The 13,715-nt window shown below is 58.2% G+C and carries 10 protein-coding genes; 5 read left to right on the forward strand and 5 right to left on the reverse strand.

Annotated features, from left to right (window positions below; translation table 11 throughout):
- Positions 1 to 362: 362 nt before the first annotated feature.
- The 4 genes from AC07W5_RS26785 to nosR all read right to left on the reverse strand — a co-directional run bounded on the left by AC07W5_RS26785 (position 363) and on the right by nosR (position 3,569).
- Positions 363 to 866 carry a GNAT family N-acetyltransferase gene (locus AC07W5_RS26785; protein WP_495011099.1) on the reverse strand — a complete coding sequence of 168 codons (504 nt, stop codon included), beginning with the start codon at positions 864 to 866 and terminating at the stop codon, positions 363 to 365.
- A gap of 42 nt (positions 867 to 908) precedes the next feature.
- A complete protein-coding gene (locus tag AC07W5_RS26790; RefSeq protein ID WP_495011100.1) occupies positions 909 to 1,547 on the reverse strand; it encodes a LysE family translocator in 639 nt (212 codons plus the stop codon).
- 25 nt (positions 1,548 to 1,572) lie between these two features.
- Positions 1,573 to 2,010, reverse strand: a complete 438-nt coding sequence (locus tag AC07W5_RS26795; protein WP_494991978.1) for an NUDIX hydrolase — start codon at positions 2,008 to 2,010, stop codon at positions 1,573 to 1,575.
- A 203-nt stretch (positions 2,011 to 2,213) separates the two neighbouring features.
- Entirely contained in the window at positions 2,214 to 3,569 is a 1,356-nt protein-coding gene (gene nosR / locus AC07W5_RS26800; RefSeq protein ID WP_495011101.1) for a response regulator c-di-GMP phosphodiesterase, NosR family, read from the reverse strand.
- A 265-nt stretch (positions 3,570 to 3,834) separates the two neighbouring features.
- Here nosR and AC07W5_RS26805 point away from each other — a divergent pair, with 265 nt between their 5' ends.
- Genes AC07W5_RS26805 through AC07W5_RS26825 form a run of 5 tightly spaced genes read left to right on the forward strand, consistent with a single transcriptional unit; the run spans position 3,835 to position 12,243 of the window.
- Positions 3,835 to 6,141 carry a GGDEF/EAL domain-containing response regulator gene (locus AC07W5_RS26805; protein ID WP_495024622.1) on the forward strand — a complete coding sequence of 769 codons (2,307 nt, stop codon included), beginning with the start codon at positions 3,835 to 3,837 and terminating at the stop codon, positions 6,139 to 6,141.
- Positions 6,138 to 8,012 carry a GGDEF/EAL domain-containing response regulator gene (locus AC07W5_RS26810; protein WP_495024623.1) on the forward strand — a complete coding sequence of 625 codons (1,875 nt, stop codon included), beginning with the start codon at positions 6,138 to 6,140 and terminating at the stop codon, positions 8,010 to 8,012. Before AC07W5_RS26805 ends, AC07W5_RS26810 begins: the two co-directional genes overlap by 4 nt.
- A gap of 60 nt (positions 8,013 to 8,072) precedes the next feature.
- The gene (locus AC07W5_RS26815) at positions 8,073 to 9,032 is read left to right on the forward strand and encodes a cytochrome-c peroxidase (RefSeq protein WP_495024624.1); all 960 of its coding nucleotides are present in this window, start codon (positions 8,073 to 8,075) and stop codon (positions 9,030 to 9,032) included.
- Positions 9,029 to 10,840: a DAHL domain-containing sensor histidine kinase gene (locus AC07W5_RS26820; protein WP_495024625.1), complete on the forward strand. Its 1,812-nt coding sequence runs from the start codon at positions 9,029 to 9,031 to the stop codon at positions 10,838 to 10,840. The genes AC07W5_RS26815 and AC07W5_RS26820 overlap by 4 nt, the downstream gene beginning before the upstream one ends.
- Entirely contained in the window at positions 10,837 to 12,243 is a 1,407-nt protein-coding gene (locus AC07W5_RS26825; protein WP_495024626.1) for an ATP-binding protein, read from the forward strand. The genes AC07W5_RS26820 and AC07W5_RS26825 overlap by 4 nt, the downstream gene beginning before the upstream one ends.
- Before the next feature lie 37 nt (positions 12,244 to 12,280).
- Here the strand turns inward: AC07W5_RS26825 and AC07W5_RS26830 are convergent, their stop codons facing one another.
- Positions 12,281 to 13,606 carry an APC family permease gene (locus AC07W5_RS26830; protein ID WP_495011107.1) on the reverse strand — a complete coding sequence of 442 codons (1,326 nt, stop codon included), beginning with the start codon at positions 13,604 to 13,606 and terminating at the stop codon, positions 12,281 to 12,283.
- Positions 13,607 to 13,715: the final 109 nt, after the last annotated feature.

Raw genomic sequence — 13,715 nt, forward strand, 5'->3', positions numbered from 1 at the left:
AAAGAGCTGCGCGCAACCCCACGCAGATCGTTCCCACGCTCTGCGTGGGAATGCAGCCCGTGACGCTCTGCGTCACCGCAGAAGCGGACGCGGAGCGTCCATTGAGGCATTCCCACGCGGAGCGTGGGAACGATCATACGTAGCTACACCCCCAACTCCCCTTGCTGACGGCCAAAGACACCTCATTCTCGACCCTGGATGGAGTGAGTGCGGTGCGCTAAAGAGCTGCGCGCAACCCCACGCAGATCGTTCCCACGCTCTGCGTGGGAATGCAGCCCGTGACGCTCTGCGTCACCGCAGAAACGGACGCGGAGCGTCCATTGAGGCATTCCCACGCGGAGCGTGGGAACGATCATACGTAGTTACACCCCCAACTCCCGCCACATATGGATCTTGTCGAAGTACTCCACACCCACCCTCACCGCCAACGGCTCGAGCCCGAACTGCACGAAACCGCAGCGTTGGTACAGGGTTAACGCCGCGTCATTGCCGGCGGTGACGGTCAGTTGAATCAGTTTCAACCCTTCACGCGCTCGCGCCTCGGCGAGTGCGGCTTGTACCAATTGGTAGCCCAACCCGATATGACGAGACGCAGCGGATACATACATGCCAAACAGCGTGGCCTTGTGCCGGGCTTTTTCCTGCGGTTCGAAGGCCAGACCGACGATGCCCACCAGGTTGTCGCCTTCAAACGCGCCGAGCACCAGATCCAGATCGCTGGTCAGGCGCGACTCCCACCAGGCCAATGGCATTGTGGCGCGCTCGGCGACGCTGGAGGTAAACGCCTCGGGATGCAGACCGTAGGCTTCAAGCATCAACGCCCGATACTGCACGGCGTGTCGTTGGTTCAGGCGTTGGATGCTCATGGCGCGTTCAAACCGGCAATGAAAAATGGCTCATGTGGATTATCAGGCAGTCCGACGTTGTTCGAGCATCAAACGCACCGCGAGCGCGGCCAGCACAAAGCCCATGAAGTAGCGCTGCACCGCCAGCCACAGCGGGTTGTGGGCGAACCACGCTGCAATTCCGGAGGCAAACAATGCGATCAGCAAGTTGACTAAAAAGCTCACGCTGATCTGGGTCAGGCCGAGAATGATGCTCTGGCTGAACACCGAGCCGTGCTCGGGGTTGATGAACTGCGGAAACACCGACAGGTAGAACACCGCGATTTTCGGGTTCAGGGCACTGGTGAGAAAGCCCATCAAGATCAGTTTTCTTGAGGAATCCGGCGACAGTTGCTGGGCCTCGAACGGCGAGCGCGCTCCCGGTTTGAGTGCCTGCCAGGCCAGCCACAGCAGGTACAGCGCGCCAGCCCATTTCAGCACTTCATAGGCCATCGGCACGGCGAGAAACACCGCCGTCAAACCTGCCGCAGCCGCGAACAGGTGCACGAAGAATCCCGCCACCACCCCCAGCAATGAAGTCACGCCGGCCTTGCGGCCCTGGCAGATCGAACGGGAAATCAGGTAGATCATGTTCGGCCCTGGCGTGAGCACCATCAGCAGTGCGGCAGCGGCGAACAGCAATAAGTCTTGAGTGGGAATCATGGAGCAGTCCTTTGTCCGTTGAAGATCAGGCTGGGGTCGTTTGTGATGCCCGATAAAACGGCAAGATCAGGTCCCGTGTCAATGGCGCCAACACCAGACCGCCGTCGGTGGCCGGATCGATCCAGACCACCTCTTCGATCTCCGCTGCCGCAGTCACATCAGAGGCGATGTTCAACTGGAAAAGTTCGGCTTCCACCACAGAACCCGGCTCGTTGGCGGCTGGAGCGCAGAACTTGCCCAGGTAACGGGCTGCCGTCGTATCGATACGCAATCCGAGTTCTTCTGCAAGCTCACGCGCCAGCGCCGCCACCGGTTGTTCATGAACTTCGATCTTGCCGCCCGGCTGCATGAACGCCTGAGTGCCGCGCTTGCGTACCAGCAGGGTTCGACCGTCTGGACCAATCAACAGCGCCGCGGCAATGCGGATGATGGAGGAAAATGTTGCGGATGATGGAAGAGTCATGGGTGAGAAATGGCCTTGGACGCAAAGGCGCAAGGATCCCATGAGTTTCAGTTTGTCGGCAATTGAGGAGCCGGGTATCGCAGTCGTTCGAACTTCGAGCGGGTCATGACAGCCAGTCCGTTCCCCAAAAGGGAGAGAGCTGGGTTTCGAGACAGGCAACGATTTCCCGCCCCCACACAACCTCGCTTCACCTCAAACAACGTCTAACCAACCTGCTGCAACCCCCCCACCTCCTCCGGCACTTTGACAAAAATGCTGTATTTGCCCCCCTCCATGGCTTCGAAGGCGATCAGTTTCGCCACCAGCGGCCCATTGAGCTGCTTGCCGGCATTGAGCAGGAGCATGCCATTGTCGGCATTGAGGTTGCGTGCCAGCACCATGCCGGGCGCCAGTTCACGGGTGCTCAGCACTTTGACCGAAGGATCACCGACAGTGACATCGCTCAGGTACGCTGCGCAGACTTGAACGAAATCTTCCACCAGCTCCGGATCGTAAAGCTTGCCGGCGTAGTTGCGGATGAATACCAGTGCTTCATCACTGTTCATCTGCCGCTCGAGGATCAGCCCGCGCTGCAACTCGATAAAGTCCACCGCCAGTTTCAGCAGCCGCGAACCGAAAGGAATCGCCTCGCCCTTGAGGTGATCGGGGAAACCGCTGCCGTCCCAACGCTCCTGATGGTGAAGAATCAAGCGGGCCGCATCCTTCATCGGGTCCAGAGTCATCAACAGCGACTCACTCTGTTTCGGATACCCCCGGTAACGCTCACGCTCGGTGTGGCGCAGCAAGTCGGCGGGGGCCGTCATCATGCTGTCGCTCCAGCTCAACTTACCGATGTTGTAGAGGGCCGCGGCCATGGTCAGGTCGCGACTGGTGGCCTCATCCAGCCCATGGGATTTGCAGTAGACGCGCACCAGTTCGATGATCTGCCGGTTGGTTTGCTTGGCCTTCGGTAAACGCAGATTGGCCAACAGCGAGAACACTTCGGTACCCGTGACATAGCTGTGTTTGAGCTCTTCGTAGGCCAGGTCGAGCATGTCCGCCGTTTGCTGCAGTTCAGCAGTGCGTGCAGCGACACGCTTTTCCAGCGTCGTGTTGAGCGACTTCAATTGCTCGTTCTGCTCCCAGGTCAACTGCACCAGGCGCAGCCGTTCGCGCTCGGAATGCTGATGGGCCAGGGATTGGCGCAAGGTCAACAGCATTTCCTCATCGTTCCAGGGTTTGCTGATGTACCGATGGATCTGCCCTTCGTTGATCGCTTTGATGATCATCGTCAGATCCGCATAACCGGTCAGCAAAATGCGCATGGTCGAAGGGTGACGCCGATGAATTTCCATCAGCAAGGTGGCGCCATCCATATTGGGCATGCGCGCATCGGTCATCACCAGATCGATCGGTTGCTGCCCCATGACCTCCAGGGCCTGAGCGCCACTATTGGCCAATACCACGTCGTAAGGCTGGCTGCGCAGCAGACGGCGCAGGCTGTTGAGGATCGACTCTTCATCATCGACCAGCAGAACCTTGGGTCTGTAGGCCGAAGCCATCGCAGATTGCTCATCCATGGCAGTACCTCAATTCAACACTGGGACGTTCATTCTTTGGGCAAATGAAAGGTAAACATCGGCTATTGCGTGGGTTTGAGCTAAAGGCTAGACGATTTTCAGCTAATTCGATGGCAATTTGAGCTCAAGCGCCCGGCGAACCCAAAGGAGCCGGACTATGCTCATGAAAATAGGATCCAATATCTGCTCCCGCATAAGTCCGCGACAGGAAGGGATGCCATATGAATTCAACGCGCACAATGGCCGTATTCCTTGGTGTATTCCAATGAAGGCGTTGCAGGAGCCGGTAAACCGACGAATCCTGATCGTCGATGATACCGCATCGATCCATCAGGACTTTTACAAGATCCTCAGCCCGCAAGCGCTTGATGAGGACGCACTGAACAGCGTCGAAGAGGCACTGTTCGGCTCCCCGGTGGCCGCTTCCCTCCAGAGCTTTTTGCTCGATTCGGCGTTTCAAGGCCTCGAAGCCCTGAACAAGGTGGAGTCGGCGCTGGCCAACGACTTGCCGTACGCCATGGCCTTCATCGATATGCGCATGCCGCCCGGTTGGGATGGGCTGGAAACCATCGAGCGACTCTGGCAAGCCGACCCCAGGCTGCAAATCGCACTCTGCACCGCGTATTCCGACTACTCGTGGGAGGACATCACCGAGCGTCTTGACTTGGGTGACCGGCTGCTGATCCTGAAAAAACCCTTCGATGCCATCGAAATTCGCCAGATGGCCAGTGCACTGACGGTCAAATGGCAGATGACCGAAAACGCCTCAATGAAAATGAACCTGCTGGAACAGGCAGTCGAGGAGCGCACCCGGGAACTGTCCGACGCCAATATCATTGTGCAGAACAGTCCGACCATCCTTTATCGCCTGCGCGGTGAGCCGTCGTTCCCGCTGATGTATATCTCCCACAACATCACCAAGTTCGGTCACGTCGCGGCCCAACTGGTCGCGTCGGCGAATTGGGCCAAGGAGCTGATTCACGTCGACGATCAGGAGAAAGTCGACGCCGCCATGGCCCGGGTGCTGGACCGCCACGCCGCAGGCGCATCCATCGAGTTCCGCATGCGCACCGGCGGCGGTGCCTGGCGCTGGGTCGAAAACCGCTATATCCCGGTGCGCGATAACGAAGGTCGGTTGCTGGAAGTCGAAGGCATCATCATCGACATCACCGAGCGCAAGGTGGCCGAAGAGAAGATCTTCCTGCTGGCGCGTACCGACGGGCTGACCGGTCTGGTCAACCGCGCCACACTGATCGAGCGCCTGCACCAGGCCTTTGCCGCGGCCCGACGCGGCGCTGCACCCTTTGCGATGTTCTATCTGGATCTGGATCACTTCAAGCGGATCAACGACACCCTCGGCCACCCGGTGGGTGATCTATTGCTGCAAGAAGTCTCCAGGCGCATCAAGGCCTGTGTACGAGAAAACGATGTAGTGGCGCGCCTGGGCGGCGACGAGTTCGCGATATTGCAGCTGGACGTGGGCGACCCGACCCATTCTGCGGCCCTGGCGGCGAAGGTCCGTGATGCGCTGGTTCTGCCCCACTCGCTGGATGGCAACGACGTGCGGGTGTCGGTCAGCATCGGTATCAGCACCTACACACCAGACAGCGCGAGCGCCGATAACTTGCTGATCCAGGCCGATATGGCGCTGTACCGTTCAAAGGAGGAGGGCCGCAACCAGTACCACTTCCACTCAGAGGAGATCAATCAGGAGGTGGTCGACCGGATTACCCTGGCCAATGACTTGAAAACGGCCATCGAACAAGGCGAGCTCGAACTGCACTATTTGCCTGAAGTCGATCTGAGTTCGGGAAAAATCCTCGGTATGGAAGCCCAGGTGCGCTGGAACCACCCCGAGCGCGGGCTGCTGGAGGCCGATGTATTCCTCCCGGCGGCGGAAAAAACCGGGACCATCATTGCCCTTGGGCATTGGCTTCTGGATCAGGCCTGCCAGCAAATGCGCCAATGGCGCGACCAGGGCATGGCGCCACCAGTGATTGCGATCAAGCTCTCTCTGGCCCAGCTCAAGAGCGGCCCGGACCTGATCTATGACGTCCTGCGGACCACCGCCCGCTGGACCCTGTGCCCTTGGGATCTGCGGTTCGACGTCACCGAAGCGACCCTGGCCCAGACCAAATGGACCCACAATGATGTGCTGCCGCGCCTGCGAGAGCTAGGAGTGAAAATCGCCATCGACGATTTCGGCACCGAATATTCCTCGTTCGACTACCTCAAGACGTACCAGGTCAACCACCTGAAGATTGCCCAGGCGTTTATCGACAACGCCACGCGGGATCCGGCCAGCGCGACGACCCTGCGTGCCATCATCAATTTCGCCCGCGAAGTCGGCATCGGCATCATCGCCGAAGGGGTGGAAACCCAAGAGCAACGAACCTCCCTGATCTCTACCGGCTCGCCGATGAATGCTCAGGGTTACTACTTCAGTAAAGCGGTCAGCAGCCAGCAGGCCGCGCAACTGTTGATGAACGGCAGCATCGTGCCGACGCCCCCTGCCGACGCCGCAACCCTTGCGGTCGAAGACTCGCACCGACCACCGGAGGCCGCGAGATGAAGCCATCGTTAGCCATTACCAACCGGCGCATTCTGATCATTGACGACACACCGTCGATCCATGAGGACTTTCGCAAGATCCTCAGTCCTGTACCTGCGGGTGAACAGCCCCTGGCCGGCACCGAAGAGACCCTGTTCGGCACTGCTCAGCCTGTACGCCCGACCTTCGAGGTCGACTCGGCCTATCGGGGCCAGGAAGCTCTGGAGCTGGTCACGCGCGCCTTGGCCGAGGGCCGGCCTTACGCCATGGCGTTCACCGACATGCGCATGCCAACCGGCTGGGACGGACTGGAAACCATCGAACATCTATGGAAGACCGACCCTAACCTGCAGATCGCGCTGTGCACCGCCCACTCCGACTATTCCTGGGAAGCCATGGCCGAGCGCCTGGAGTTCAGCGACCAGTTACTGGTACTGAAAAAACCCTTCGACAGCCTGGTAATACGCCAGATGGCCAGTGCGCTGACCTGGAAATGGCAGATGGCTCAGGATGCGGCGCTAAAAATGCTCAGCCTGGAGCGAACCATCGAAGACCGCGTCCATGAGCTGTTGAAAGTCTCTCATCTGTTGCAGTACGACGTGCTCACCGAACTGCCCAACAGCACCCTGCTCGGTGACCGGCTGACCCAATCCCTGGCGCTCTCCAGGCGCCATGACAAGCAACTGGCGGTGATGTTCCTGGGCCTGGATCGCTTCAAGCGTATCAACAACGCCCTTGGGCATCCGATTGGCGATGAAATGCTCAAACGGGTTGCCGGCAGCCTGGCAGCGACCGTGCGTGAGTCCGATTCGGTATTTCGCTACGGTTCCGACGAGTTCGTGGTGATCCTCGCCGATGTCCATCATCCCCAGCAGACCAAAGGCATCGCCGAGAAACTCTTGAGCGCTGTGAGTACCCCTCAGCACATTGCCGGTCATGACCTGAGCGTGACCGCCAGCCTGGGTATCAGCATTTATCCCGAAGATGGCTTCGATGCCCTGGTGCTGATCAAGAAAGCCGAAACCGCCATGCGCAACATCAAGGAAAACGCGCCTAACGATTTCGGATTTTTCATCGACGACATGAATCAGCGCGCCCGTGAACAGCAAAGTATCGAGTCCGGCATCCGCCTGGCCCTGGAACGCAAGGAGTTCGTCCTGCACTACCAGCCCAAACTCGACCTCAGATCCGGCAAAGTGGTGGGCGCCGAAGCGCTGATTCGCTGGTTCAAACCCGGGCACGGCTGGGTCTACCCATCGGACTTCATTTCGGTTGCCGAAGACAGCGGCCTGATTGTCCCGCTGAGCAAATGGGTGTTGGCCGAGGCCTGCCGTCAAGCCTGCACCTGGCAGGCGGCCGGGCTGCCGCCGATCAGCATCTCGGTGAACGTTTCCGCCATCGATTTTCGTCAGCGCGGTTATGTCGACGGCATAGTGCAGATACTCGAACAAACCGGTCTCGATCCGACGCTGCTCGAACTTGAGATCACCGAAAGCGTACTGATGCAAAACGTCGACGCCACCGTGGCAACCCTGCGGTCCATCAAGGCGCTGGGAGTCCGGCTGGCCATCGATGATTTCGGCACCGGTTACTCGAGTCTGAGTTATCTGCGGCGCTTTCCCATCGATGTCTTGAAAATAGACCAGTCCTTCGTTCGCGGCCTGAGCAACGACAGCAATGACGCAGCGCTGGTCAGCGCCATCATCAGCCTGGGCAAAAGCCTCAACCTGAACATCATCGCCGAAGGTGTGGAAACCCTTGAGCAACTGGACTTCCTCAAGACCCATCACTGTGAGGAAGGTCAGGGCTATTACTTCAGCAAAGCGGTAGAACCTCTGGCGTTTGCCCAGTTGCTCAAGGCCGATGCGCAACCTGCACCACCGGACGAATAGATCAACGCTTTGCCCCTTCAGGTTTAACGACACTCAGGTACCCGGCCAAGGAATCATCAGATGTCGCCATACCGTCCCAACCTGATCGGCGCCCTGTTGATTGGGGTTTGCCTGACAGCCAGTGCCGAACCACTCGACGAGCCGCTAAAACCACTGCCGCCGGTCCCTCACCAGGATCCCCAACGCGTAGAGCTGGGCCGCCGGCTGTTCAACGAAACACGGTTATCGGTCAATAACAGCCTGTCCTGTGCCAGCTGTCATCACCTGGAAAAAGGCGGTGCCGATGACAAGCCGTTTTCCCTCGGCTTCGACGGCAAGCCGTTGGCGGTCAACACCCCTAGCGTGTTGAATGCCAGCCTGAATTTCAGACAGTTCTGGAACGGTCGGGCCGATACCCTGGAAGCGCAGGCCCACAGCGTCGTGCAAAGCCCCACCGAAATGGGCAGCAACTGGAAGAACGTGGTCGAAACACTTTCCGCCGACCCGGCCTACCACTCGACCTTCAGTGCGGCTTACCCCGACGGCGTGACAGTCGCTAATGTGCAGAATGCTCTGGTGACCTACGAACGCACCCTGTTGAGCAGCCGCTCTCGCTTCGACCAATACCTGCTGGGCAACACCGACATTCTGACCCTCGATGAAAAGTACGGTTACCAGCGTTTCAAGGATTACGGCTGCATCGCCTGCCATCAGGGCGTAAACATTGGCGGCAACATGTTCCAGAAGTTCGGTGTGATGGGCGACTACTTCCAGGCCCGGGGCAACCCGACCGAGTCCGATCTGGGACGTTACCTGGTGACCAAGGATGAAGAGGACCGCAATGTCTTCAAGGTTCCCAGTCTGCGTAATGTCGCGGTTACCGCCCCGTACTTTCACGACGCGTCGGCCAGGACACTCGAAGACGCGGTGGACGTGATGTTCAAGTACCAGCTGGGGCGCGTCCCTTCCGAGCAGGACAAGACCTTGATCATCAAATTCCTCAAAACCCTGACCGGTGAATGGGAAGGCAAGCCGTTATGAAAATGTCCCGCAGCCTCAGCCTGGTGTTGCTCACTGGTATGTCCCTGCTGCTCGCCTCGATTCTGCTGTTCCTGTACCTCAAGTCCAGCTCCGATCAAACCACGACCTATACCGAATCACGGGATCTGATCGCACAGATAAAACAGTTGAACGCGCAGTGGGAAACCGAGGTGCTCAAGGCCAGAGTCGCCATCACCCACAACTACGATCCACTGGTTTCGCCGCTGACCGAAATGACCCGCCTTTGGGACAGGTTCGACCTGATGGAGTCCAGCCATGGCCGCAATGACTCAGTGTTATGGCAAGCCAGTCATGACGCCTACCTGAACGCGATCAAGGAAAAAACCCGGCTGGTGGAGCGGTTCAAATCGCACAACGCCGTGTTGCGTAACTCCCTGGCGTTTCTGCCGACCGCCGAGGACGATATTCAGGGCCAGCTCGCCCGCTTCCCGGACAGTGACAAGCTGCGGCTGCAAAACTTTGCCACCGACACCTATGACCTGTTGCTCAGCAGCCTTGAATTCGCCCAGGTCACCTCCGATGACAAAGCTGCCGATATCCAGGTCGGCCTGAACAAACTGTCGGTGGACCGGGAGCGTCTACCGGTGGAGTTCCACGGTGCAGTGGAAATTCTGGGCAACCACATCGCGCTGATCCTGCGCGAACAGCCGGTGGTCAACTCCTTGCTGGATAAAATCGCCGCGATCCCTGTGGCTGAGCGCCTGGATGACATCACCAACCTGCTCAACAAAGACGAGCAACAGAACGACATCAGCGACCGCAAATACCACTTCTACATGCTGCTGTTCTCGACCCTGCTGGTCGTCTTGCTGCTGTACCTGGCGATTCGGCTGTTGCGTAGTTTCGCGGTGATCAATCGCGTCAACAAGGACCTGCAATCGGCCAACGAGGAGCTCGAACAACGGGTAGAAAAGCGCACACGTGAGCTCAAAGACACCCAGAGCGAATTACTGCATACGGCGCGCCAGGCCGGAATGGCGGAGATTGCGACCAATGTGCTGCATAACGTCGGTAATGTGCTCAACAGCGTGAATATCTCTGCTGACCTGGTCACCCGCAAACTGCGCACCAGCAAGGCGCTCGGGTTGGGCAAGGCCATGCATTTGATCAACGAACACTCGCACGACCTCGGCGAATTCATCACCCGGGACGAAAAAGGCAAGCTGCTGCCGGGATACCTGAACCAGTTGGTCGACGCCATCGCCATCGAGCAAAAAAGCATCACCGACGAATTGACCCAGTTGAGCAAAAGCGTCGATCACATCAAAGACATCGTCTCGACTCAACAGTCCTACGCCGGTGCCTCCAGCCTGGTGGAACCGCTGCAGGTCAGTGACCTGCTCGAAGACGCCCTGCGCATGAACTCCGGCGCCCTGACCCGGCACCATGTAACGGTGATCAAGGACTACAGCGATGTGCCACAGGTGATGGGCGATAAACACCGGCTGCTGTTGATTCTGATCAACCTGATCAGCAACGCCAAATATGCGATGTCCGACCTCAGTGACCGGCCTCGGCAAATGACCCTGGGGGTGAGGGTCGTCAACGATGAAACGTTGCAGGTCAGCGTCAAGGATGAAGGTGAGGGGATCGCGCCCGAAAACATGACACGGATCTTTGCCCACGGTTTCACCACCCGCAAGGAGGGTCACGGCTTCGGCCTGCACAGCTGCGCCCTGGCTGCCATCGAGATGAACGGCCACCTCACCGCCCATAGCGACGGGCCGGGCAAGGGTGCGCTGTTCACCTTGCAAATCCCTTTGAAAACCGTAGCAGGTCAAGCATGAACAACCTGTCGAACCGACGCATCCTGCTGATCGATGACACACCTTCGATCCATGAGGACTTTCGCAAGATCCTCAGCCCGCAGGCGCAGCAAAACGCCGATCTGGAGCTGATGGAAGCCGCGCTGTTCGGCAGCGAGGTCAAGCGCTCGAGCACCGCGTTCGAACTGGATTCGGCCTATGGAGGTCAGGAAGGTCTGAGCAAACTCTGTGAAGCCTTGAAAAACAATCGGCCTTACTCACTGGCCTTCGTCGATATGCGCATGCCCGAGGGCTGGGATGGTGCGCAAACCATCGAACATTTGTGGAAAGAAGATCCGCGCCTGCAAGTGGTGGTCTGCACCGCCTATTCCGACTATTCCTGGGAGGAACTGCTCGACCGGCTGCTGGCCCACGACCGGCTGTTGATCCTGAAAAAGCCCTTCGACAATATCGAAGTTCAGCAGATGGCCAATACCCTCACCACCAAATGGGAAATGACCGAGCGAGCGCAGATGCAGATGAGCCATCTGGAACAGATGGTCGAGCAATGGACTCAGCAATTCAAAATGGCCAGCGACGCCCTGCAACGGGAAACCGATGAGCGTAAACAACTGGAAGACCAGTTGGTGCAATCGGAGAAACTGGCCTCCCTTGGCCAAATGGCGGCCGGCGTCGCCCATGAAATCAACAACCCCATCGGATTCATTTCCTCCAACCTCGGCACGCTGAGCGGCTACTTCAACCATTTGCAGGAAATGCTCGACGCTTATCGCAGTGCCGAAGAAGCCATCGGTTCAAACGAGCGTCTTGAACGCCTGAAAAGCCTGCGTGAGCGGATCGAACTGGACTTCCTCATGGAAGACATTCCATTGCTGATCAAGGAGTCCAAGGAAGGTATTGGCCGGGTTGGACAAATCGTCAAAGACTTGAAGGACTTCTCCCGGGTGGACGCCAGCCAGCAGTGGCAGTGGGCAAATCTGCAGCATGGCATCGACTCGACCCTGAACATCGTCGCCAACGAACTCAAGTACAAGGCCGACGTGATCAAGGAGTATCAAGATCTCCCCGAGATCGAATGCCTGCCATCACAGATCAATCAGGTGATCATGAACCTGATCGTCAACGCCGCTCAGTCCATGGGGCCTGAACGGGGCACGATCACGCTGCGCAACGGCATTGAAGGGGAATCCGTCTGGCTGGAGGTCGCCGATACTGGCTCAGGCATTGCGCCGGAGAGTTTGCAGAAAATCTTCGATCCTTTCTTCACCACCAAACCGATAGGACAAGGGACCGGGCTAGGCCTGTCACTGTCCTACGGTATTGTGAAAAAGCATCGCGGGGATATTTCAGTGCGCAGTGAAGTCGGTGTGGGGACAACGTTTCGGGTTCAATTGCCGGTCCGACAGATGCTTTTGAACGATTGAATGAATCGTTCAAAAGCATCGCGGTGTATCAGACAGCTTACGCCGCTTCCTGGAAATCCATCTCCGGTGGCTGGCGACGGAAACCGCCGGTGAGCACCCCCAGATACACGAAACCAATCGCCAGCCAACTCCCCCCCAGATAAATCGCCAGATGATCGAGACTGACCATCAGCCACAAGTCCGCCACCAGCCCGATCAACGGAAAAATCAGAAACAGCAGCAACTCGCGCGGGCCGCGTTTGTCGCCACCGATCCAGTAGTGAAAGATCACCGACAGATTCACCAGACTGAACGCCAGAAACGCACCGAAGTTGATGAATGAGGTGGAGGTCGTCACGTCCAGTTTCAATGCCAGCAAAGCCACCACGGCACAGAGCAGGATGCTGTTGACCGGTGTGTCGAAGCGCTCATGCAAGGCGCCGAAAAAGGATTTGGGCAATACACCGTCACGCCCCATGGCGAACAGCAGACGCGAACCGCTGGCCTGCGCCGCCAGGCCCGAAGCGAACTGGCCGACGATCAGACCGATCAGAAAGATCGAAACGAACAGATCACCGCCAACGTTGCGGGCAATCTCATAGGCCGCCGAGTCGGCGTTGTCGAACTGAAACGACGGATGTGCGATCTGCACGAAGTACGACACGCCGACAAAAATCAGCCCGCCGATAAGAGTGATCAACATGATCGCCCGGGGGATGGTGCGACGAGGCTCACGGGTTTCTTCAGTGAGCGTGCTGACCGCATCGAAACCGAGGAACGAGTAACAGGCGATAGCCGCCCCGCTCATGACCAGCGGCATCTGCATGTCGCCGCTGAAGAACGGTGCAACCGTCCACAACGGTTTGCTGGCGTCACCACCGATGTAATGGATGCACAGCGCGACGAATGCCACCAACACCAGAAACTGCACCACCATCAGCAAGGCGTTGATACCGTTGGCCAGTTTCAGGCCGACGATGTTGATCGCACTGGTGATCCCAATGAACGCCAACACCCAGATCCACTGCGGCACCGCCGGGAATGCCGAGCTCAGGTATGCCGCACCGATCAACCAGATTGCCATCGGCAGGAACAGGTAATCGAGCAACACCGCCCAGCCAGCGATGAAACCGAGTTTTGGGCTGATGGCTTTGCGCACATAGCTGTAAGCGGACCCCGCAACCGGGAACGCTGCAGCCATTCGCCCGTAGCTCATGGCGGTAAAGAACATCGCCACCAGCGCCGCCAGATACGCGGCCGGGACCATGCCGGCGGTGGATTGCGCGAGAATGCCAAAGGTGCCGAGAACGATGATCGGCGTCATATAAGCGATGCCAAACAGCACCACCGACCCTAACGACAGGGTGCGTTGCAAACGAGCCATGAGCGACTACTCCGATTTATTAGATTTATGGCAGAGCCGAGTTCGGCGAAAACAGCAGGTGTTGCTTGTTGTTATTGATCGTTCCCACGCTCCGCGTGGTAACGCCTCT

The organism is Pseudomonas sp. GW821-FHT01E05, from assembly GCF_059422425.1.